A 23744-nucleotide genomic window follows, 5' to 3' on the forward strand; every position below is an offset into this window, starting at 1 on the left:
AAACAATTGTTTTTTTCATTTGGTAATTCTTCTTTATCGCTTTTGAAATATAATCAAAAAATATTCCTGAACTATAGCCTTTAATATAGTTTTATATATTTTTTAGCTCAACTGTTCTTTTTTAGGATAAGGCTAACTTTTGCAGTTTATGATAATATGGTTGGCATTCTTCTAACAAAGGTATCAGATGCTTCGGAAATGGGTCAGACTTTGGCACATACTCAGCAAAACCCGATGATTTATGGACATTAGCATACCAGTATTTAGCCCAAACCCCATCCTCAATCCGTTTTGAAGGCGTCCAGGATAGCATATTCTCATCAAATGGAATATTAATAATCTTGCAAAATTGTCGTAAAATACACTCCGGGTTTAGCAAGACATTTTTAGCATCTAAAACGATATATTCAATATGTTGTCGGTCAAATTCTTCAATGAGATCAATGTGTAATTTATAGCCAACATCATCCATGTTTGGGTTTTTAATCACCTTATCAAAAGACGGTAACATTTCCAAAGGATCTCTGGTTAATATAACATTGGTGAGTTGTTTCATAAAACGACGATCTAAATCTAACAAATGATGTGTCATGTTTTTAAAGAAAAAGACGGGATAGTCATAAGAATTCAGCATCATATCTACCACTTTATCTCCATCATTTTCCATAGAATTTAATATGTCTTCTGCTCCAGGATGATAGGATTTAGCAGAACTTAGTCGCAAATAGTGCGCGTACAAAGGTTCATCAAATACTTTTGTATCTAGTCGCTGGGCAAAACTATACATTAAAGCAGTTGAGATATTTCGAGGACCAGACCATACCGAAATTCGCTTTATATTATCTCTGGTCATTCGCTACTGCTTCTTTTATTAGTTCCTGATATAAACCGCTTAATCGTTTAGTCATATTTCCATATGATTGAGTTCCAATAATTCGACCATCTATTTTCGTTACTGGTGTCAACCCACCAAAGGTTCCTGTCACAAAAGCTTCATCAGCACCATACACATCAAATAATGAAAAATCTTTTTGATGACAAGATATTCCATGACGCTCACATGCCTCAATGACTTTTGCTCGCGTAATGCCATTCATGCAATATTGACCTGTGGACGTCCACACCTCTCCATTTTTAATTATAAAGAAATTGGTCGCATTACACGTAGACACAAATCCGTTAACATCCAACATCAGTGCTTCATCAGCTCCTGCTTCTATAGCTTGAATTAATGCTTGAACTTCATGTAATTTGCTATGGCAATTTAATCTTGGGTCTAGATAGTCTGGCGATCCGCGTCTTATTGTACTAGTAAGCAAGGTTATCCCGCTTTCTTTACTTTCGTTGGACGCTTTTTTGTATTCAGGAATGATAACCACATTTGGACCAGATATGGTAAGCCTCGGGTCTTGAGAAGGTGTTTTTTTAATCCCTCTAGTAATCATAATACGCACATGTACATGATTTGTCATTTGGTTTTCATTGAGTACATTCCAAATGGTTTTGGTCAATTCAGTTTTAGTAAATGGAAAAATCATTCCAACGGTTGCAGCCGATGTCCATAAACGATCTAAATGATCATCAAGAAATACCAATACACCTTCGTGCACCCTTAAAGCTTCCCATATACCGTCACCTACAATATATCCACTATCAAAAACCGAAATTTTAGCCTTATCGCGTGAAAAGAATTCACCGTTAATATAAATTTTAATGTCCTTGTTTCTGTCGTCTGCGACAGCATTATGAGTACCGTGAACCATAGATAGAGTGATTGAATATGATTCAAGAAAGATACTTAAAAATATAGAGTTGTCAATCTATTTTTTAAGTGGTGTGATGTTGCGCTCAGGTCCAGATAACAGAGAGGCAATAACTTTGGTTCCAGGAAATTGTTCTAAAATAATTTTTATAAATACCGTAATTGGTATTGCCATTATCAATCCAGGAATACCCCAGATAAAACCCCATAGCATTAACATGATAAGCACGGCAATGACATTTATAGAAAATGATTTTCCCATAAAAATAGGTTCTAAAATAGCTCCAAATATAATTTGCACACCGGAAATAGATACAATAAAGAAAAACAAAGTACTTGTTGGATCTAACTCTACAAAAGCAAAAATAGATAATAAAATTACTGAAATAAACGAACCTACCATTTGAACAAAGTTAATTAAGAATGCAAAAAGTCCCCAAAAAATAGGAAAGCTCACATCAAAAAATACACATGCCAATCCAGTAAAAATACCAGTAAGTAAGCTTACTAAAAATTTCACTTTAATGAAGGTAATTAAGTCCTTTTCAATCTTCATAAATGCCTTGATTGAAGTATGCTTCTGTTTTAAGATAGTATTATTCATTACTTTATGCATATTGATAGACTCCGATAACCACAAGATGGTGAAAAAGGTCATCATCAATATATTAGTAAGAAATTTACGTATAAAATCAAAGGTCGATCCTATATTTTCCTTTTGAAAAAACTGTGCGAAAAAATTACCTTCCGTATTGTATTTCAAGCCGTATTCTTCCTGTAAATACATCATTAAATCATTAATCTTGATTTCCGCTTTACTCAAAAATACCGTGTTATTGGCAAGTATTTGTTTACTTGACAATTGCACAAGTTCAACGCCAATCATCACGCCTATAGCGATAAGTGTTATTACAATTAGAATACTAAACAAGCGCGGCACTCGACGTCGCCCCAACCATCGCATTAGGGGCAAAAAGAGCAATGCAATAAACATTGAAGCGATTAATGGAATAAAAATAAAGGATAATATTTTAAGTAAATAAAATATTAAAGGAATTACAATGACTAACAATAAAATATTAGTAGTACGTCTTTGGTCTAACATGAGGCGATTTTCTTTTCATAGCTGATTAAGCAAAGTTAGAGTATTATGTCAATATAATTCCCTAAAAAAACTTAAAATGGCACATCATTATCGTCATCTTCTGGGGCACCAAAGGCATCAGAAGCAGACGGAAAATTATCTGGTTTAAAGGTATCATCATTTGCGGCTGCATTCATTTTTGAATGAAACTCTCCAAATGGTGTATCGAAATCATCTAAGTTATCAAACTTACCTAAGTGACCTATAAACTTCAAACGAATATTGTCTAAACCACCATTTCTATGCTTGGCGACGATAAACTCACCTTGACCTTCTGTTGGTGAGCGTTCATCATCATCCCACTCATCAATTTTGTAGTATTCTGGTCGGTATATGAAACTTACAATATCCGCATCTTGTTCAATGGCTCCAGATTCACGTAAATCAGATAGTAGTGGTCTTTTACTTCCCCCACGAGTTTCTACCGCACGTGACAACTGAGATAAGGCTATTACAGGAACACTAAGTTCTTTAGCTAAAGCTTTCAGGTTACGAGAAATCATAGATATTTCTTGTTCACGGTTCCCTCCTTTTTGACTTCCTCCTGCGGTCATTAACTGCAGGTAATCAATCATAATCATTTTAACACCGTACTGAGATGCCAAACGTCTGGCTTTAGCACGCAAATCAAAAATGGATAATGACGGTGTATCATCAATAAATAAGGGCGCTTTTTCTAAAGTCTTCACCTTAACATTTAACTGTTCCCACTCGTGTTTTTCTAGCTTTCCGGTTCTTAGTTTTTCAGAAGACAATCCTGTTTCCGAAGAAATCAAACGTGTAATTAATTGTACAGAAGACATTTCTAATGAAAAGAACGCGACTGGAATATTACTATTCACCGCAATATTTCTTGCCATAGTTAATGTCAATGCTGTTTTCCCCATACCTGGACGTGCAGCGACAATAATTAAATCACTTGGCTGCCATCCAGAGGTCAATTTGTCTAATTTGGTAAATCCAGTTGGGATTCCACTTAAACCTTCCTTATTTGATATTTCCTCAATTTTCTTTTTAGCTTGAATAACTAAACTTTGAGCAGTTTCTGTTGATTTCTTTACGTTACCTTGTGTTACTTCATAAAGTTTAGCCTCAGCATTATCTAATAAATCGAAAACATCCTTAGTTTCATCATAGGCTTCCTCAATAATTTCATTGGATATTTTTATTAAGCTACGTTGAATATATTTCTGTAGTATAATGCGAGCATGAAACTCAATATGCGCAGACGACGATACGCGTTGTGTTAATGAAATGAGGTAAAAGTCCCCTCCTACTAAGTCTAGTTTAGCGTCTTTCTTTAATTGACTAGAAACCGTTAATAAATCGACAGGTTCACTATTTTCAAATAATTTGAAAATAGCTTCAAAAATATGTCTGTGCGCATCTTTATAAAAAGCATCGGGACTAAGAATATCAATAACCTCATCAACCCCTTTTTTATCAATCATCATCGCGCCAAGCACAACCTCCTCTAAATCAGTTGCTTGTGGAGGTATTTTACCTTTCTCCAAGCTAATGATTGTGCTTTTATCGACTTTATAGCCTTGTATTTGATTAGGTTGTTTCATAACTGCGAATGTAAATAAAATGTCAACTAAAACGCTGTTTTAAAAAGTTTCAATCTTAACATGTCATCAACAATTTAACTGTTAATAACTTGATTATATTGTTAATAGCGCTAAAAAAACCGAAACCAATGGTTTCAGTTTTTATAATCCGTTAAAGTTATTAGGATTAGCCTTTAAAAACGCCCATTGCTAGGTATTTATCCATACGTTGATTTACTAAATCTTTTGGTGATAACTTTTTTAGTTCCTCATAATTTTTTTCAATAGCCTTTTTCACAGCAAGAAAGGTCGCTGGTCTATCTGAATGCGCACCACCAAGTGGCTCTTTGATAATATTATCAACGAGCTTCAGTCTTTTCATATCAGGAGCTGTTAGCTTTAATGCTTCAGCTGCTTGTTCTTTATACTCCCAACTTCTCCATAAAATAGAAGAACAAGATTCAGGAGAAATTACAGAATACCATGTATTTTCTAACATTAATACGCGATCACCTACACCAATACCTAATGCACCTCCAGAAGCTCCTTCACCAATAATTACAGTAATAATTGGCACTTTAAGCCGTGTCATTTCCAGAATATTTCTGGCTATCGCTTCTCCTTGTCCACGCTCTTCAGCTTCTAAACCGGGATAAGCACCAGGAGTATCGATCAAGGTGACTACTGGAATTCCAAATTTCTCGGCAGATTTCATTAAGCGCAGGGCTTTTCGATATCCTTCAGGATTAGACATTCCAAAATTTCTATACTGACGTGTTTTTGTATTAAACCCTTTTTGTTGGCCAATAAACATATAACTTTGATCGCCAATTTTACCTAAACCACCAATCATGGCTTTGTCATCTTTCACGTTTCGATCTCCGTGTAATTCTAAAAAAGAATCTCCACATAAGGCTTTTATATGATCTAAGGTATACGGTCGACCAGGATGTCTTGATAACTGAACACGTTGCCAAGCGGTCAAATTTTTATAGATATCCTTCTTAGTCTCTAATAATTTCTTTTCAATTTCCTTACAGGTTTGTGTAACATCAACTTCGCTCTCTTCACCAATTAACTGGCACTTCTCAAGTTGATCCTGAAGTTCTTTTATGGGTAATTCAAAATCTAAATATTCCATTGAAATTTTGATTTAGTTCTTAATTCGTTTGTAGTTAGTTCTTGCAAATATAAAAACTTTAATCCGGTTTACTCTCTATGGATTTGCGCTTTTTAATACTCTTTATGTTTTTTAAAATCCCATCGGCTAAAACGGTAGCTAATACTAAAAATGCACCATAGTAAAACTGTGTACTCATAGTTTCCGTGTCAGGAAACATCAATAGTGCTAAAGCAATACCGTATAAGGGTTCTAAATTATAGGTAAGGACGACGGTATACGGACTTATATAACGCATGACTTTTACCGATCCTATAAATGCATATGCTGTACAAATAGAGGCTAAAATGAAAATGTAAATCCAATCTACAGTTTTTAAAGTGAAAAATTCTGCTGAAAAACCATCATTAAAAACTAGGATAAACAATGATAAAAAAACCACACCACTAATAAATTCATAAAATGATATCACCGTTGCACGATGTTGGGCAATAAACCTTCCATTGATTACAGCAAAAATGGTTGAAAACAATGCTGAAGAAATCCCTAAGATAATCCCGTTTAAATATTTAATCTCACTTTGCGTGATTAAGAAAACACCGAAAATGACGATTATTCCGAAAAGAATTTCATACCAAATAATTCTACGCTTATAAATTAAAGGTTCAATAAACGATGCAAAAAAGGCACCAGTAGAAAACATGGCCAATGTGATTGATACATTAGATTGATTAATCGCCTCAAAGAATGTAATCCAATGCAATGCAATGATAATTCCTGCACCAAAGAATTGTAATTTCGTTTTTGTTGATACTTGTATTTTCAGTCGTATAACTTTAATGTATAGAAACATTAACAAACCTGCTATAAGCATGCGATACCATACTAATGCCGTAGATCCAATTGAAATTAATTCCCCAAGAATGGCGGTAAAACCAGCAATAAAAACTAGAAAATGTAAATGAAAGTAATTTTTAAGCTTAGCGTTTGGCATTGTAAAGCAGATAAGCGGCTAAGATACCAAAAACGATATTAGGAAACCACACCGCTAAAAGAGGATCGAAACTGGATTGTTCGGCCATCACACCAAATACTTTGTCAAAGAACACATATATCATGGCAATGGTGATCCCAAAAGCAAGGTTTACTCCCATCCCTCCTCTTCGCTTTATTGATGATACTGCAACCGCTATAATAGTCAAAATAAAAACAGATACAGGTAAGCTCCACTTCTTATACTTTACAACCAAATAACGTCCAATATTCGACGATCCTCTCCGCTTTTCTTTTTCAATAAACTTTATGAGGTCATTATATTGCAAGGTTTCGGCAATATATTCTTCTGGCGTAAGGTCTTCTGCATCAAACTCGAAAGCTATATCTTTTCGTCTAGAATATTCTAGGATATCATCATGTTCACCAAAGGTTCGCTTCGTATAAGACATTAAACTGTATGTAGAATCATTATCTTTTATAGAGTTGGCCGTGATTTTGTAAATCAATTTATTGCCTTCAAAATGTTCTAAACTAAAGTTACTTCCTTGTTTTGTTACGGGATTAAAACTACTCACATAGATATAGTCATTATCATTGACCTGCCTATAAATATTCGTGGTTTTAACTATTTTGGTATTTGTTTTGAGATGTTTATACTTAAACTCATTGAAACCTTTACTTGCTTTCGGAGCCAAATACAAGCCCATGACTAAAGCAAATGCCGCAATAATTGTTGCGCCTATCATATAAGGTCTTAAAAAACGCCAAAATGACACTCCTGAACTTAAAAAAGCAACTATCTCTGTATTATTAGCTAGTTTGGATGTAAACCAGATAACTGATAAAAATAAAAATATAGGAAACAAAAGATTCGCGAAATAGATAGTGAAATCGAAGTAATATTGTGCAACATCTGGAAACGGGACCTGTCGCTCTAAAATTTTTCCAATTTTTTCGGCAAGATTTACAGTTATTCCAATAGGAATAAAAAGCAACAACATCATTAAAAATGTAAACAAATAGCGCTTTAATATGTACCAATCTAGAATTTTCAAATTATAAACGTTTATCCATTTGTTTTACCATTTTATCTTTCCAAGCTCTGAAATCTCCTGCTAATATATGTTTTCTTGCTTCTCTCACCAACCACATATAAAATCCGAGATTATGAATAGTTGCAATTTGCTTTCCGAGTAATTCGTTAACGGTAAATAAATGTCTTAAATAAGCTTTGGTGTATTCGGTATCAACAAATGTAATACCCATCTCATCAACAGGAGAAAAATCATCTGCCCATTTTAAGTTTTTAATATTAATTGAACCATGAGCGGTAAACAACATGCCGTTTCGTGCATTACGAGTTGGCATGACACAATCAAACATATCTACTCCGAGAGCAATATTTTCTAGAATATTAATTGGTGTTCCTACACCCATTAAATATCTTGGTTTTTCCCATGGTAGTATTTCACAGACCACATCAGTCATGGCATACATTTCTTCGGCAGGCTCTCCTACAGATAAACCTCCAATAGCATTACCTTGAGCTCCAGCATTAGCAATATATTCTGCCGATTGTTGTCGTAAGTCTTTGTATGTGCTTCCTTGAACAATAGGGAAAAAAGTTTGCTCATAATCATACATAAAAGGCGTTTTATCTAGATGTGTCAAACAACGATCTAACCAACGATGTGTCATATGCATAGAGCGTTTGGCATAATTATAATCACAAGGGTATGGCGTGCATTCATCAAATGCCATAATGATATCAGCACCAATACTTCGTTGAACTTCCATCACGTTTTCAGGTGTGAATACATGATATGAGCCGTCTATATGAGATTTAAATTTCACACCTTCTTCTTTAATCTTCCGGTTGGCTGATAATGAATAAACTTGATAACCACCAGAATCGGTTAAAATATTCCGATCCCAATTCATAAATTTATGCAGCCCGCCCGCTTTCTCCAAAATAGGTGTTTGGGGTCGGAGATATAAATGATATGTATTTCCTAAAATAACATCTGGATTAATGTCATTTTTCAATTCACGTTGATGAACACCTTTCACTGATGCCACTGTACCAACAGGCATAAAAATAGGGGTCTCAATTTGACCATGGTCTGTTGTCATTACAGCAGCTCTGGCTTTACTTTGAGGGTCGCATGCTTTTAATTCAAATTTCATAAAAAACGGGCATCAGAGGGCAAAGATAATTATCTAGACGTATTAAGGTCTTAAACATTTAATAAAATTGCACTTCTAAATATCTAAAATCCTCATTCTATATTATTAAATCCTTAAATTGTTAGCAAGTGTTTAAAATCGTTAATAAGTGACTGGTTTCTATTTTTGTTTAGGCACATGAAAACTTTATTTTTGACGCTGAAATTACATACATGTTTTATATGCCAAACACACAACAATTACAAGATCTAACAACACAAGTTCGCAGAGATATTTTGCGAATGGTTCACAAGGTAAATTCTGGTCATCCAGGAGGTTCTTTAGGCTGCACAGAATTTATGGTAGCACTTTATCAAGAAATAATGGATAGAAAAGACAGTTTTGATATGGACGGTATCGGAGAAGATATTTTCTTCTTGTCTAATGGTCATATTTCGCCAGTCTTTTACAGTGTGCTTGCACGCTCTGGATATTTTCCAGTAAATGAATTGAACACCTTTAGATTGATAAATTCTAGACTTCAAGGCCACCCTACTACACACGAAGGCTTACCTGGAATACGTGTTGCATCTGGTTCACTTGGTCAAGGTTTTAGTGTTGCTCTAGGTGCTGCTGAAACTAAAAAGTTAAATAACGATAACCATATTGTTTATAGTTTACATGGTGATGGCGAATTACAAGAGGGTCAAAATTGGGAAGGCATTATGTATGCGGCAGCTCATAAAGTCGACAATATTATTTCTACAATTGACTTAAACGGTCAACAAATTGATGGCTCTACAGATGACGTTTTACCAATGGGTAGTTTAAAAGCCAAATTTGAAGCCTTTGGGTGGATTGTTGTTGAGATTGAAAAAGGAAATGATATTGAGGCAATATTGAATGGTATGATCGAAGCAAAATCTTTAACTGGTCATGAAAAACCTGTATGCGTCTTACTTAAAACAGTTATGGGTAATGGAGTTGATTTCATGATGCATACCCACGCTTGGCATGGGAAAGCTCCTAATGATGAGCAGCTAGCAATCGGACTTGCACAAAACGCAGAGACTTTAGGAGATTACTAATTAGCAATTAAGAAAAAAATGAAGACATATACAAATACAGGAAATAAAGACACACGATCTGGTTTTGGAGCTGGACTAACTGAGTTAGGCAAAACTAACGCAAATGTTGTTGCACTTTGTGCAGATCTCATTGGGTCTCTTAAAATGGATGAGTTTAAAGCTAACCATCCTGAACGTTTTTTTCAAGTAGGAATCGCTGAAGCCAATATGATAGGTCTTGCAGCAGGTATGACTATTGGTGGCAAGATTCCATTTACAGGAACCTTTGCTAATTTTTCTACAGGTCGCGTTTATGACCAAATTAGACAAAGCGTTGCTTACTCACACAAAAACGTAAAGATTTGTGCTTCTCATGCTGGTTTAACTTTGGGTGAAGATGGTGCTACACATCAAATTTTAGAAGATATTGGATTGATGAAAATGCTCCCTGGCATGACCGTCATTAACACCTGTGACTATAATCAAACCAAAGCTGCAACAATAGCTATTGCGAAACATAATGGCCCTGTATATTTACGATTTGGAAGACCTAAAGTCGCCAATTTCACTCCTGAAGATCAAACATTTGAAATTGGAAAAGCACTGCAACTCACTGAAGGTAGTGATGTGACAATTGTAGCAACTGGCCATTTGGTTTGGGAAGCTCTAGAAGCCTCTAAAACACTAAAAGAAAAAGGGATTTCAGCGGAAGTTATTAATATTCATACAATCAAACCTTTAGATGAGACTGCTATTTTGAATTCAGTTGCGAAAACTGGTTGTATCGTTACTGCTGAAGAACATAATTATCTTGGTGGTTTGGGTGAAAGTGTGGCACGTGTGCTATCTCAACATTATCCTGCTCCTCAAGAACTTGTTGCAACTAAAGATACATTTGGTGAATCTGGAACTCCAGCTCAGCTTATGGAAAAGTATGGTCTAAATGCGAAAGCCATAATAGAAGCTACTGAAAAGGCGGTACAAAGAAAATAATTAACCTAGATAGGAAGTTATTATCTTGTGTACTGCACATTTGATGAGACGATAGGATTTTAATTTAGACGGTGAGCTAAAAAATAATTTTCGTTTGGCAACGTTTTTGATATTATACATCAAAATTACAAAAAACGAATATTATGAAAAAATTAGTTATCAGTACGTTTTTATTAAGCTTGTTTTGTTTTAGTGCCAATGCTCAAGAAGGAACTTCCTTCGGAATAAAAGCTGGCTTAAATTACAATTCCAACGGCGACTATTTTCAATCTATCGGTGACAATGCTCAAAATCCAGATCGAAATATAGGCTATCATATTGGAGTCTACGGGAAAATTGGTAATGCTCTTTACTTCAGACCAGAATTGATATACACGAGTACTAAGAGTGATTACAATAGTGATGATTTCGAAATGAAAAAAATTGACGCTCCACTATTAGTTGGTATTAAAGTAATCGGTCCTGTTAGTGTATTTGGAGGACCTTCTCTACAGTATATTTTGGACACCCAATTTGACGGAATAAACATTGATAATGTAGAAAACGACTTCTCAGTAGGTTTAAACTTCGGAATTGGTCTAAATTTTAATAAAATTGGTATCGATCTCAGATATGAGCGCGGTTTTAGTGACAATGAAGCAACTTTTATTGGAAATAATCTCGGACAAGCTGCTATAAGTAGAATAGACACAAGACCAGATCAATTAATTTTAAGTTTATCAATAGCACTTTAAACACTAAAAGACATAAAAAAAGACGCTTAAAAGCGTCTTTTTTTATTTATAATTGAGATTATTCCGTTTCATTAGACTCTGTAGAATCTTCATCTAAATAATTTGGAATGCCATCCATATCCGAATCATCGTTAGTAGGATCACCGTCATTATTTAAATCTTCATTAATGGTTAACACACCATCACCATCATCATCAGGATCGAAAAAATTGGGAATATCATCTTCATCCGTATCATCATCAGTAATGTTATTATTACCATTTAAATCTTCAAAATGAGAAAGGACACCGTCATTATCATGATCATTTGGTGCAGCATCATACAACTCGAATTTAAAAATCAAATTGGTGTAAGGAGCAATACCTGCTCCTCCTGGAGGCGCATTAAAATAAGCCAGACCCGAAGGTAAAAACATGACTCCAAACCCATAATTTGAATACCCTATTGTACCATCAGGATTTACAGTTGGTCCATCTTCCGCAGTATTAAAATCTTGTAATACATCTCTCCAACCTGGAATAACTTGAATTAAATCTAAGGTTATAGCATTAGGCGTACTATCAAATACAGTCCCATTAGGCAGCTGTCCGCTATAAATAATACTCACATCATCGGTGAAATTTGGCTCCGGCCCAATTGCATCAGGATTTAAATCCAATACATAATAGTCATAAGTGGTATCTTGAAAAGAAGTTGTTAATGTAACAACATCATTGATCAATAATTCATTATCATCTGGATCAGGCAATTCTAAATAATTTCCCTCGCTATCTTTTGGAAGCTCCATGATGACAATATCATCGACCGAATAATCTAGAGACGTATCGGCAAATGCACTTTTATTGTAATAATGTGTTTCTAGATAGTTTAAAAGTGAGTCATTATCTGCAATTTGCTGTTCTGTTCTGTCCCTTGGTGGTGGTACAGTAAACTCGATTTCATCAGGTGTACAGGCTAATATAACACCGATAAACACCATGATTATGAGTAAACTTTTTTTAATGTTCATGTTGACGTAAATTTTCTTTGATCCAAATAAGAAATGAATCGTTCAATATTGCTTATTTTTAAGGCGCAAGATACAATAATATAATTTTTTTGTACTATACTATTAACGTCAATTTCACAGTTTTAATATGCGAATCGATAAATACCTTTGGTGTGTCAGATATTGTAAAACAAGAAGCATTGCGACTAATGCATGTAAAAAAGGTCATGTAAAAGTCAATGAGCAGGTGGTAAAGCCGAGCAGAGAAGTGTACCCAACGGATAAAATTGACTTCAGAAAAGATCAAATTAACTATCAAATTATTGTTAATGATTTGCCGGAAAGTCGGGTTGGTGCAAAGCTGGTAGATCTATACAGAACAGATGTGACTCCAAAAGATGCGTTTGAAACACAAGAGTTACTAAAACTTGCTAAAGATTATTATCGAAAAAAAGGCGTAGGTCGACCTACGAAAAAAGACCGAAGGGATATTGATGACTTTTACGACGAGCCTGAAGAAGATATCTAGGTAATCATAAGCACATTAAGAAAACTCTTTTTTATATTTGAACAAACCAAATGGCAGCATGAATATTTCAAAAAATATAATATTAGATCACCAGGAGATCCAGCATAAAATTAGACGCATTGCTTATCAAATCTATGAAAGTAATGTCTATGAAGACGAAATCATTTTAGCTGGTATTGAACAAAATGGTTATATACTTGCAAAAAAGCTTAAACTTAGCCTTGAAAAAATTTCCGAATTAAAACCTATTCTTTGTAAGGTAATCATTGATAAAAAAAATCCATTAAACGAGATAAAGACGTCACTTAAAAAAGAGGAATATCAAGATAAATCTATTGTTTTAATTGATGATGTTCTTAATTCAGGAAGTACCTTAATTTATGGCGTTAAGCATTTTTTAGATGTTCCCTTGAAACAATTTAAAACAGCAGTATTGGTAAATCGTAACCACAAGAAATTTCCAGTTAAGGCAGACTACAAAGGCATTTCGCTATCTACCTCTCTCAATGAACACGTAGAAATCGATTTATCTGGGAAACAAAATAAGGCGTTTTTAAAATAATTGAAGCATGATGTCTTGTACCACATCATCAATAGAACGACCATCTGTTTTTACACTTATCTGAGATTGCTCATAAAACGGGGCTCTTTCAAAAAGATGTTTTCCAATAAACTCTTGAAGTTCTTCTTTGGAGTTTAGATGTGCAATAAGCGGCCTATGGGTCTTTTGCTCAAACAATCGCTGTGATAAGGTAGGTATATTGGCCTTAAGGTAAATAGTTACAGCGTCTTTGTTTGTTAACAAAGCCTCCATATTATTGCCATAACATGGTGTACCACCTCCCAAAGACACAACAGTATGCGACAAAGATGTAACATCCTCTAAATAGATAGCTTCGGCTTTTCTAAAATAAATCTCCCCTTTGTTGTTAAAAATATGAGATATGGTAGAATTTTCTTTTGATTCTATATACCTATCAAAATCCTGATAATTGTAGTTAAGGACTTCGGCTAATTTCTCACCGACAACTGATTTTCCAGAACCCATATATCCAATTAAAAATAGCGTCATTTTATCCTTATAATTTGATTTTTAAAAACATAAGATATGTCCTTACAAAAAAACAAAAAATTATCTAATAATAGGTTTGGAATATAAATTAATCGTTTTATATTTGCACCCTCGTTAGAGAAACTTATTGACCAGTTAGCTCAGTTGGTAGAGCATCTCCCTTTTAAGGAGAGGGTCCTGGGTTCGAGCCCCAGACTGGTCACAACAAAAAAGTTAAGCACTCGCTTAGCTTTTTTTTTATCTTTACTAAAATAATGCGCACGTGGCGGAATTGGTAGACGCGCCAGCTTGAGGGGTTGGTGGACTTTAGTCCGTGGAAGTTCGAGTCTTCTCGTGCGCACTTTCTTTCTTACCTATTTTCTCTCTACCAAATCAGGAACTATTAAAAAAAACACAAAAAAGAGTACCCTGACAAAAAAATACTTATTTTTGTTTAACTTTTTTTAATGAACAATGAACAACGTTAAGAGTACATTTAGCATCAAGGATCTTGAAAACCTAACTGGAATTAAAGCACATACGATAAGAATTTGGGAAAAGCGATACAATCTATTGCAACCAGAAAGAACAGATACGAATATTAGATATTATAGTCTAAGTAATCTTCAGAAACTGTTAAATATCAGCTATTTAAACAGTAATGGTTATAAAATTTCCAAAATTGCTTCTCTAGAAAATAACGATATTCCCAAATTAGTAAAAGAGGTTGCTCAAAATGATAGAACTCACAATCATGCCCTTGATGCCTTTAAACTTTCGATGCTTAACTTTGATCAAAAACTCTTTTACGATACCTACGAAGGCTTAATGAAGGAAAAATCTTTTAGCGATATGTTCTATGAAGATTTCATCCCACTACTCTCAGAAATTGGACTTTTATGGCAAACAGATACCATAACTCCGGCTCATGAACATTTTTTGACATCATTGATACGACAGAAAATTTTAGTAAATACTGAAGTCATTCAATCCAAAAATCAGGTGGTATCCGATAAGGTCTTTGTCTTATATCTTCCAGATAATGAAGTGCATGAATTAGGATTAATGCTGATTAATTATGAAATAATTTCTAGAGGACATCAGTCTATATTTTTGGGCCAAAGTGTTCCTTTAAATAGTTTAAAAGATTTATTGAACTATTATGATGATATTACCTTTGTTTCGTATTTCACTGTAAAACCCGAAAAAGACCAGATTGATTCCTACATTAAAGACTTCACTACAAAAATATTAGTGAAAAAATCGATTAAATTTTGGGTCCTTGGTCGAATGTTAGAAGAAATTGATTTAAATTTATTACCACAACAAATCACGCCTTTTGATTCGGTGAAGAATTTAGTTAAAAAACTCTAAAATTTTATCGCTCAAGTTAAAATTGTTTAACTTTTGTATAAATTTGTTAGACAATGAAAAAAAGCATCGCCATAATCGGTTCAGGGTTCTCAGCACTTTCCGCCTCGTGCTATTTAGCTAAAGATGGATACAATGTTAGCGTTTTTGAAAAAAACGCAACTGTAGGTGGTCGAGCACGACAATTAAAAAAAGATGGCTTCACTTTCGATATTGGACCGAGTTGGTATTGGATGCCCGATATTTTTGAAAAGTTTTTTGGTGACTTCGGTAAATCCACTTCAGATTATTACACTTTAGACAAATTAAGTCCTGCATATAAAATATTTTTTAAAGATGAAGTGATCACTATAGGTGACACTATGGACAAAATATGTGATGAATTTGAACGTATAGAACCAGGAAGTTCAAAACCTTTAAGGAAATTTATTGCTAAAGCCGCCACTAATTATGACATTGCAATTAACAAAGTCGTACTTAAGCCCGGTTTATCACCGTTTGAGTTAATCACACCTGAAACTGCGACTAGAGTAGATCAATTCTTTAAAACCATAAGTGGCGAAGTAAGACGTAATTTCAAAAACCCTAAATTAATTTCCACCTTAGAATTTCCGGTATTATTTTTAGGAGCAAAACCTAGTAAAACACCTTCTTTTTATAGTTTTATGAATTATGCCGATTTCGGTTTAGGAACTTGGCATCCAAGAGGTGGGATGTATGAGGTTATCCTAGCTATGGAAGCATTAGCTAATAGCTTAGGAGTTACCATTCACACCAATAGCCCTGTTGAAAAAATCAATGTATCAGATAAAAAAACTACGTCAATACTTGTCAATGGTGAAGAAAAGGCCTTTGATATCGTTTTGAGTGGCGCTGATTATCATCACTCGGAAACATTATTAGATGAGAAATACCGTCAGTACTCCGAATCTTATTGGAGTAAAAAAACCTTTGCTCCGTCATCATTATTATTTTATGTTGGATTTGATAAGAAATTAAATGATATAGAACATCATAATTTGTTCTTTGATACCAATTTCGAAACACATACTGAAGAAATTTATGACAGTCCTCAATGGCCAAAAGACCCATTATTCTATGCTAATTTTCCTTCTGTAACTGATTCAACCATGGCTCCAATGAATTGTGAAACAGGGTTTTTCCTCATTCCAATAGCACCTGGTATTGAAGATACAGAGCAACTAAGATCTAAATATTTTGATATTATTATGTCACGTTTTGAACGTCTCACAAAACAAGATGTTAAAAATAATATTATCTTTAAAGAGTCCTTTTGTGTTAAGGATTTTATTAAAGAGTACAATTCTTATAAAGGAAATGCCTATGGAATGGCCAATACGCTAGCCCAAACCGCCTTTTTAAGACCCAAATTGAAAAGTAAAAAAGTTAATAACCTTTATTTTACAGGACAATTAACCGTTCCAGGACCAGGGGTTCCTCCGTCTTTAATATCTGGAAAATTAGTTGCAGAACTTATTAATAAAAACCACAGCAATTAACTATGAAATTAATTTTTGACAATGTATCTAAAGAATGTAGTAAGATAGTAACAAAGTCTTACAGCACATCCTTTTCCCTAGCAACTAAAATGCTATCTGCGACTATTCGTCAGGATATTTATAACATTTATGGTTTTGTCCGGTTTGCAGACGAAATTGTCGATAGTTTTCACGATTATGATAAAGAAATATTATTTAATAATTTTTCAAAAGATTTAGAATTAGCACTTGAGCATAAAATCAGTCTTAATCCTATATTAAACTCATTTCAGGAAACCTTTCACAGGTATTCTATTGATAAAAGTTTAGTTGATGCATTTATGAAAAGCATGCGGCTAGATTTACATAAGCACAATTATCTCACAGATGCTGAGTACAAAGAATACATTTATGGTTCTGCCGATGTTGTTGGGTTAATGTGCTTAAAGGTTTTTGTTAAAGGTGATCATGAAAAGTATGAATCACTAAAAGATGCTGCCATGCGCTTGGGATCTGCCTTCCAAAAAGTAAATTTCTTAAGAGATTTAAAAGCAGATTTCGAAGATTTAAGTCGAACCTATTTCCCAAATACAGATCTCAATCAATTAGATGAAGCATCTAAGCAAGCTATCATTGCGGACATTGAAAGTGATTTTTTAGAAGGATTACAAGGTATTAAAAGATTACCCATAGAAGCTAAATTCGGAGTATTCATGGCCTATCGTTATTACAGCCAATTGCTTAAAAAGCTAAAAAAAACACCTGCGTTAGAAATAAAGTCAACCAGAATACGAGTACCTAATTATAAGAAATTTGAATTACTTACTCGCAGTTATGTAAAGTATCAACTTAATTTATTGTAATTATATGCAAACAGTTTATTGGATTCTTGTTTTTTTAGGTGTATTTAGCACCATGGAATTTATGGCTTGGTTTACACACAAATATGTCATGCATGGTTTTTTATGGGTTTTACATAAAGACCATCATCATAAAGATCATAAAAGTTGGTTTGAACGTAATGACGCTTTCTTTATATTTTATGCCGTTGTGAGCATGTTTTGTTTTTATTTATGGAGCTATGAAGATATATGGTACTGCCTACCTATAGGATTTGGTATTATGGCTTATGGTGCAACTTATTTCGTTGTACACGATATCTTCATTCATCAACGTTTCAAAATGTTTAGAAATGCTAATAACTGGTATGCTAAAGGTGTGAGACGCGCACACAAAATACATCACAAGCATCTTGGCAAAGATAAAGGGGAATGTTTTGGTATGTTATTTGTACCTTTAAAATACTTTAAAAAATAGTATTTCTTCGCTTTTATGACTGATAGTTCCCATTTCGATTACATCATTATAGGAAATGGTCTAGCTGGTTTACAGTTAGCTTTAAGACTGTCTTCAGACTCTTTTTTCGACACCAAGCAAATCGCTCTGATAGATCCGTCAGAGAAGAACCAAAATGATAAAACATGGAGTTTTTGGGAAACTCAACCCTCACAATGGTCATCCATCATTCACAAATCTTGGTGTAAAGCAGCTGTCTTAACTTCGAAGAAAGCAATAGATTTATCACTTGAACCTTACAGCTATAATACCATTCGTGCTATCGATTTTTATACGTTAGCAAAATCAAAACTCAAACAAAAAGGTAATATTCACTTTATTGTTGAAAATGTTACTTCCGTTACTGAAGACCAATCAGTTATTGTAACTACGCCAGATAACTCCTATTCAGCAACACACGTATTTGATAGTCGGGTCCCAGAAGAATTCTCAAGAGTATCAAAAGATAGTATTTCAATCATTCAACATTTTAAAGGCTGGGTAATTAAAACAGAAAACGATTGTTTTGATGAGAACAAAGTAATCATGATGGATTACCGTTTAAAAGACGGAGACCAAACGACATTTACATATGTCCTTCCATTTTCTAAAACTGAAGCCTTAGTAGAATTCACCTATTTCACTGAACATATCGTTAAGTCTCATGTTTATGATAGCTATATTAAAGATTACATCATAAATTATCTAAACATCGACAACTATAGCATTATTGAAACTGAACAAGGTCAAATTCCCATGACCAATTATAACTTTTCGAAATTCAATACAAAAAAAATAACCAAAATAGGTACTGGAGGAGGTTGGGTAAAAGGATCGACAGGCTATTCCTTTAAACATACCGAAAAGAAAGTCGCCAAGATCATTAGTAATTTGAAAGCCAATAAAACCCCCTCAACTAAGTTTTTCAAGAAAAAATATAGGTTCTATGATAAGATCTTTCTTAAAGTACTCAAAGATGAAAATCAAAAAGGAGAGTGGATATTTGAACAATTTTATAATAAAAACTCAGTGCAAACCATGTTCCGTTTTTTAGATGAAGAATCTACATTAACTGAAGAACTGAAAATCATGATGTCACTATTTTCATGGAGTTTTATTAAAGCCTTCTTTAAAACGTTGTAAGTAAGTCATCAATAGCAGTTGTCACAACAGCACTATTCCAATCTGCTGCTCCAGATTTATCAATTAATATATCACCCGTTTTACTTATTAGAAATGTTCTAGGAATAGAAGATACCTTCAATTCTTTTGGGTATTCGGTTAAGGATTGGTACGTTTTAAAAGTAAAGCACTTTGAAGACATAAAAGTGTTAACAACCGAATTATCCTCATTAGAGACAAACAAAAAGACAATATTATCATTGTCCTCATATTTTCTATAAAGTTTTTCTAAACTAGGCATTTCGGCTATACAAGGCGGACACCAAGTTGCCCAAAAATTAATCACAATCACTTTTCCTTCTGCAGTTTGAAAATCAAAACGATTACCAAAACTATCTTTTAATTGCCAATCATAACTCGTGAATTGTTTTCGTTCCAAAACATCAATGACTGAAGGTTTAATAATTTGGGTAATCCCTTTATTTATTAATATCTGGATGGGATAACGTGTTTGAGGAATAATCAATATAATGATGATAACAATTAATGCCACATTATAAACTTTCTTTCTTTTCTCTTTTGTCATTGTTTTCGAATAAGACCCCTATTATCTATGTCGATAATAGGTTTCAAATCTAACAACAAAACTCTAAACTTTAGAATTAAGTATTTTAATTTCCTTTGTTTTTACTTTACGTTGAGAGATCATGATGTAATAAAATAGTATTCGCATTTGCCTCTATTCTGTTATAAGATGTTGTTGGCAATTACATATTAAACACCTTTTAATAATACCATAAAAAAAGCCCTTGATTTCTCAAGAGCTTAAATTTATCTAAAGACAGCAATTAGGCTGCATTTTCTTTTTTAATCAAGTTTAAAGCAGAACCTTCATTATACCAATCAATTTGAGACTGATTATAAGTATGGTTTACTTTAATTGTATCTGAACTTCCATCAGCATGCACAACTTCTATTGTTAATTGCTTATCTGGAGCAAACTCATTTAAATCTAAAAAGTTAAACGTGTCATCCTCCTGAATTAAATCGTAGTCACTTTCATTAGCAAATGTCAGTCCAAGCATCCCTTGTTTTTTAAGGTTTGTTTCATGAATACGTGCAAATGATTTGACAATAACTGCAGCAACACCTAGATGACGCGGTTGCATAGCCGCATGTTCCCTAGAAGAACCTTCTCCATAATTATGATCACCAACAACTATAGATTTGATTCCTGCCGCTTTGTATGCTCTAGCAGTATCTGGAACACCACCAAACTCTCCTGTTAATTGATTTTTAACAAAATTTGTTTTCTTTCCAAAAGCATTTACAGCTCCAATTAACGTGTTGTTCGAAATATTATCTAAATGACCACGGAAGCGCAACCAAGGTCCAGCCATACTAATATGATCTGTTGTGCACTTTCCAAATGCTTTTATGAGAAGTTTAGCTCCGGTAATTGAATCTCCAAGAGGTTGGAATGGTGTCAATAGTTGTAAACGTTCAGAATCTGAAGCTACTTTAACTTGAACGCCACTTCCATCTTCCATAGGTGCTAAATAGCCATTATCTTTTACCTCAAAACCTTTTGGTGGTAATTCCCATCCTGTTGGTTCATCTAACATAACTTCCTCTCCGTTTTCATTAATTAGAGCATCAGTCATTGGATTAAAATCTAATCGACCAGCGAGTGCTATGGCCGCAGTTAGTTCTGGTGATGCCACAAACGCGTGTGTATTTGGGTTTCCATCGGCACGTTTTGCGAAGTTTCTATTAAATGAGTGTACGATACTATTTTTTGGCGCGTTTTTCGGATCTTCATAGCGAGCCCATTGCCCAATACAAGGTCCACAAGCATTAGTGAATATCTTAGCATCTAGTTTCTCGAAAATTTGAAGAATTCCATCACGCTCAGCCGTATAACGAACCTGTTCAGAACCAGGATTAATTCCTAATTCAGATTTCATCTTTACACCTCTATCTAAAGCTTGCTGAGCAACCGAAGAGGCACGAGATAAATCTTCATAAGAGGAGTTAGTACAAGAACCAATTAAGCCCCATTCTACCTTCATTGGCCAATCGTTAGCTTTTGCTTTTTCAGTCATATCTGAACCAACTTTAGTAGATAAATCCGGCGTAAAAGGCCCGTTTAATAAAGGACCTAGTTCAGAAAGATTAATATCTATTACTTGATCAAAATAGTGTTCAGGATTTGCGTATACTTCAGCATCGCCTGTTAAATAATTCTTTACTTGATTTGCTGCATCCGCTACATCTGCTCTATCGGTTGAACGCAAATAACGTTCCATCGATTCGTCATAACCAAAGGTTGAAGTCGTTGCTCCAATTTCGGCTCCCATATTACAAATAGTTCCTTTTCCAGTACAAGACATTCCTGTTGCACCTGGACCAAAATATTCAACAATAGCTCCAGTTCCTCCTTTTACGGTAAGAATTTCAGCTACTTTTAATATCACATCTTTAGGCGCAGTCCATCCAGATAATTTACCTGTTAATCTTACGCCTATAAGTTTAGGGAATTTTAATTCCCAAGCCATTCCTGCCATGACATCAACAGCATCAGCTCCTCCAACTCCAATAGCAACCATTCCTAGTCCGCCAGCATTCACTGTATGCGAATCGGTTCCTATCATCATTCCACCAGGAAATGCATAATTTTCTAAAACTACTTGATGAATAATACCAGCTCCTGGTTTCCAGAAACCAATTCCGTATTTATTAGATACTGATTCTAAGAAGTTAAATACTTCATTACTCGTATTTATCGCATGTTGTAAATCTGATGCCGCACCATTTTTTGCCTGAATCAAGTGATCGCAATGCACTGTTGTTGGCACAGCGACTTTACTTTTACCTGCTTGCATAAACTGCAATAACGCCATTTGTGCAGTTGCATCTTGACATGCTACTCTATCTGGAGCAAAATCTACATAATCTTTACCCCTGGTGAATGCCTTAGTAGGTTGTCCATCCCAAAGGTGAGAATATAATATTTTTTCTGAAAGTGTTAGCGGTTTACCAACGACATCGCGAGCTGCATCAACGCGCTCCGACATATTTGAATACACCTTTTTAATCATGTCTATATCAAAAGCCATATGTAGTATTTAAATATTAATTATCAATTTAAAAGTCTTGCAAAATTACAACTTTTCATGCAAATTAAAAAATATGTAATGAAAAGTGAATTATATTGAATATAAATCAATAAATGGTATGATTTTTAGAATAAAAGTAAATTATTACCAAGAATTATGAATGAAAATTATTAAATTAACAATTCAATCAACAGGAACTGAGACTGAATTTATTCTTCAAATCACATCTTTTAATCGTGTTCAATTAAAATAAGCTCCTAATGATTTGATCATCTGTAATGCCTTCAGCTTCTGCTTTGTAGTTTTTAATAATTCTATGACGTAATACACCAGAAGCAACGGCTTGAATATTTTCGATATCTGGAGAGAACTTTCCATGAATTGCGGCGTGAGTTTTTGCTGCTAAAACTAAGTTTTGAGAAGCTCGAGGTCCAGCACCCCAATCTACGAATTCAGAAACGAGTTCTGATGCTGTAGACTCATTAGGTCTTGATTTACTCACCATACGCACTGCATACTCTATAACATTATCTGGAACTGGAATACGACGGATTAAATTTTGATAATCTATAATTTCTTGAGCCGTAAATAACGGATTTACGGAAGCTTGAACGTCTGTTGTTGTAGTTTTCACGACTTGAACCTCTTCCTCAAAAGTTGGATAACTCAAATTAATAGCAAACATAAAACGGTCTAATTGTGCTTCTGGCAAGGGATAAGTTCCTTCTTGCTCAATTGGGTTTTGTGTTGCTAATACAAAATATGGAAGATCTAATTTATAGTGATGTCCAGATACCGTAACGGCTCTTTCTTGCATGGCTTCTAATAAAGCTGCTTGCGTTTTAGGTGGTGTACGGTTAATTTCATCGGCCAAAATAATATTTGCAAAAATTGGTCCTTTGATAAACTTAAAATGTCTATTCTCATCTAAGATCTCACTCCCTAAAATATCACTAGGCATCAAATCTGGAGTAAACTGAATACGTTTAAAATTTAAACCTAAGGCTTGCGCAATCGTATTTACCATTAAGGTTTTTGCGAGACCAGGCACCCCTATTAATAACGAATGACCTCCAGAGAAAATGGAAATTAGAATCTGGTTGACAACTTCATCCTGTCCTACAATGACTTTAGCGACTTCGGTTCTTAGGAGTTGATATTTCTTTACAAACTGTTCTATTGCAGTAACGTCAGACAT

23 protein-coding genes and 2 tRNA genes are annotated in these 23744 nt (G+C 34.3%); 12 read left to right on the forward strand and 13 right to left on the reverse strand.

The features are described 5' to 3' along the window. Positions 1 to 121 precede the first annotated feature (121 nt). From BLT57_RS12065 to tgt, 8 genes are all read right to left on the reverse strand, one after another. Positions 122 to 853, reverse strand: a complete 732-nt coding sequence (locus BLT57_RS12065; protein WP_231928695.1) for a sulfotransferase family protein — start codon at positions 851 to 853, stop codon at positions 122 to 124. Then, positions 840 to 1763 (reverse strand): aminotransferase class IV, encoded by a 924-nt coding sequence (locus BLT57_RS12070; protein WP_091425993.1) that lies wholly within the window; start codon positions 1761 to 1763, stop codon positions 840 to 842. The genes BLT57_RS12065 and BLT57_RS12070 overlap by 14 nt, the downstream gene beginning before the upstream one ends. 57 nt (positions 1764 to 1820) lie before the next feature. Next, positions 1821 to 2867, reverse strand: a complete 1047-nt coding sequence (locus BLT57_RS12075; protein ID WP_091425995.1) for an AI-2E family transporter — start codon at positions 2865 to 2867, stop codon at positions 1821 to 1823. A gap of 71 nt (positions 2868 to 2938) precedes the next feature. Further along, entirely contained in the window at positions 2939 to 4477 is a 1539-nt protein-coding gene (dnaB, locus tag BLT57_RS12080) for a replicative DNA helicase (RefSeq protein WP_091425997.1), read from the reverse strand. Positions 4478 to 4643: 166 nt separating this feature from the next. Continuing rightward, positions 4644 to 5597 carry an acetyl-CoA carboxylase carboxyltransferase subunit alpha gene (locus BLT57_RS12085; protein ID WP_091425999.1) on the reverse strand — a complete coding sequence of 318 codons (954 nt, stop codon included), beginning with the start codon at positions 5595 to 5597 and terminating at the stop codon, positions 4644 to 4646. Positions 5598 to 5655: 58 nt separating this feature from the next. After that, complete coding sequence (locus BLT57_RS12090; protein ID WP_091426001.1) at positions 5656 to 6570, reverse strand: DMT family transporter; 915 nt, start codon at positions 6568 to 6570, stop codon at positions 5656 to 5658. Then, positions 6557 to 7627, reverse strand: a complete 1071-nt coding sequence (locus tag BLT57_RS12095; protein ID WP_091426003.1) for an LptF/LptG family permease — start codon at positions 7625 to 7627, stop codon at positions 6557 to 6559. The genes BLT57_RS12090 and BLT57_RS12095 overlap by 14 nt, the downstream gene beginning before the upstream one ends. A gap of 1 nt (position 7628) precedes the next feature. Then, on the reverse strand, positions 7629 to 8759 hold the full coding sequence (gene tgt, locus BLT57_RS12100; RefSeq protein WP_091426005.1) for a tRNA guanosine(34) transglycosylase Tgt: 1131 nt from the start codon (positions 8757 to 8759) through the stop codon (positions 7629 to 7631). A gap of 221 nt (positions 8760 to 8980) precedes the next feature. Between tgt and BLT57_RS12105 the strand changes: the two genes are divergently transcribed. The 3 genes from BLT57_RS12105 to BLT57_RS12115 all read left to right on the forward strand — a co-directional run bounded on the left by BLT57_RS12105 (position 8981) and on the right by BLT57_RS12115 (position 11532). Continuing rightward, positions 8981 to 9826 carry a transketolase gene (locus BLT57_RS12105; RefSeq protein WP_091426795.1) on the forward strand — a complete coding sequence of 282 codons (846 nt, stop codon included), beginning with the start codon at positions 8981 to 8983 and terminating at the stop codon, positions 9824 to 9826. Between the two features lie 18 nt (positions 9827 to 9844). After that, the gene (locus BLT57_RS12110) at positions 9845 to 10798 is read left to right on the forward strand and encodes a transketolase family protein (RefSeq protein ID WP_091426007.1); all 954 of its coding nucleotides are present in this window, start codon (positions 9845 to 9847) and stop codon (positions 10796 to 10798) included. A gap of 143 nt (positions 10799 to 10941) precedes the next feature. Further along, a complete protein-coding gene (locus BLT57_RS12115; protein WP_091426009.1) occupies positions 10942 to 11532 on the forward strand; it encodes an outer membrane beta-barrel protein in 591 nt (196 codons plus the stop codon). A gap of 58 nt (positions 11533 to 11590) precedes the next feature. Here the strand turns inward: BLT57_RS12115 and BLT57_RS12120 are convergent, their stop codons facing one another. Continuing rightward, positions 11591 to 12541 carry an FKBP-type peptidyl-prolyl cis-trans isomerase gene (locus BLT57_RS12120; protein WP_091426012.1) on the reverse strand — a complete coding sequence of 317 codons (951 nt, stop codon included), beginning with the start codon at positions 12539 to 12541 and terminating at the stop codon, positions 11591 to 11593. A gap of 127 nt (positions 12542 to 12668) precedes the next feature. Here BLT57_RS12120 and BLT57_RS12125 point away from each other — a divergent pair, with 127 nt between their 5' ends. Both BLT57_RS12125 and BLT57_RS12130 read left to right on the forward strand, forming a co-directional pair. Then, complete coding sequence (locus BLT57_RS12125; RefSeq protein ID WP_091426014.1) at positions 12669 to 13049, forward strand: RNA-binding S4 domain-containing protein; 381 nt, start codon at positions 12669 to 12671, stop codon at positions 13047 to 13049. Between the two features lie 58 nt (positions 13050 to 13107). Further along, positions 13108 to 13611: a phosphoribosyltransferase family protein gene (locus BLT57_RS12130; protein ID WP_091426015.1), complete on the forward strand. Its 504-nt coding sequence runs from the start codon at positions 13108 to 13110 to the stop codon at positions 13609 to 13611. Here the strand turns inward: BLT57_RS12130 and BLT57_RS12135 are convergent. Further along, positions 13603 to 14121 (reverse strand): shikimate kinase, encoded by a 519-nt coding sequence (locus BLT57_RS12135; RefSeq protein WP_091426017.1) that lies wholly within the window; start codon positions 14119 to 14121, stop codon positions 13603 to 13605. The two genes, BLT57_RS12130 and BLT57_RS12135, sit on opposite strands and share 9 nt — an antisense overlap. A gap of 129 nt (positions 14122 to 14250) precedes the next feature. Between BLT57_RS12135 and BLT57_RS12140 the strand changes: the two genes are divergently transcribed. The 7 genes from BLT57_RS12140 to BLT57_RS12170 all read left to right on the forward strand — a co-directional run bounded on the left by BLT57_RS12140 (position 14251) and on the right by BLT57_RS12170 (position 19448). Beyond that, positions 14251 to 14323 (forward strand) — tRNA-Lys (locus BLT57_RS12140). Positions 14324 to 14377: 54 nt separating this feature from the next. Further along, positions 14378 to 14461, forward strand: a tRNA-Leu gene (locus tag BLT57_RS12145). Positions 14462 to 14574: 113 nt separating this feature from the next. Continuing rightward, positions 14575 to 15474 (forward strand): MerR family transcriptional regulator, encoded by a 900-nt coding sequence (locus BLT57_RS12150; protein ID WP_091426018.1) that lies wholly within the window; start codon positions 14575 to 14577, stop codon positions 15472 to 15474. A 53-nt stretch (positions 15475 to 15527) separates the two neighbouring features. Further along, on the forward strand, positions 15528 to 16991 hold the full coding sequence (locus tag BLT57_RS12155; protein WP_091426020.1) for an NAD(P)/FAD-dependent oxidoreductase: 1464 nt from the start codon (positions 15528 to 15530) through the stop codon (positions 16989 to 16991). A 2-nt stretch (positions 16992 to 16993) separates the two neighbouring features. Next, entirely contained in the window at positions 16994 to 17833 is an 840-nt protein-coding gene (locus BLT57_RS12160; protein WP_091426021.1) for a phytoene/squalene synthase family protein, read from the forward strand. A 4-nt stretch (positions 17834 to 17837) separates the two neighbouring features. Beyond that, positions 17838 to 18287 carry a sterol desaturase family protein gene (locus tag BLT57_RS12165; RefSeq protein ID WP_091426023.1) on the forward strand — a complete coding sequence of 150 codons (450 nt, stop codon included), beginning with the start codon at positions 17838 to 17840 and terminating at the stop codon, positions 18285 to 18287. Between the two features lie 15 nt (positions 18288 to 18302). Continuing rightward, positions 18303 to 19448, forward strand: a complete 1146-nt coding sequence (locus BLT57_RS12170) for a lycopene cyclase family protein (RefSeq protein WP_091426024.1) — start codon at positions 18303 to 18305, stop codon at positions 19446 to 19448. Here the strand turns inward: BLT57_RS12170 and BLT57_RS12175 are convergent. From BLT57_RS12175 to BLT57_RS12185, 3 genes are all read right to left on the reverse strand, one after another. Further along, positions 19435 to 20013 carry a TlpA disulfide reductase family protein gene (locus BLT57_RS12175; protein WP_091426026.1) on the reverse strand — a complete coding sequence of 193 codons (579 nt, stop codon included), beginning with the start codon at positions 20011 to 20013 and terminating at the stop codon, positions 19435 to 19437. The two genes, BLT57_RS12170 and BLT57_RS12175, sit on opposite strands and share 14 nt — an antisense overlap. A gap of 262 nt (positions 20014 to 20275) precedes the next feature. Then, positions 20276 to 22546: an aconitate hydratase gene (locus tag BLT57_RS12180; protein WP_091426027.1), complete on the reverse strand. Its 2271-nt coding sequence runs from the start codon at positions 22544 to 22546 to the stop codon at positions 20276 to 20278. Between the two features lie 244 nt (positions 22547 to 22790). After that, on the reverse strand, positions 22791 to 23744 hold the full coding sequence (locus tag BLT57_RS12185; protein WP_091426028.1) for a MoxR family ATPase: 954 nt from the start codon (positions 23742 to 23744) through the stop codon (positions 22791 to 22793).

Origin of the sequence: Formosa sp. Hel1_31_208, from assembly GCF_900104785.1 — a bacterium.
Classification (GTDB): Bacteria; Bacteroidota; Bacteroidia; order Flavobacteriales; family Flavobacteriaceae; genus Psychroserpens.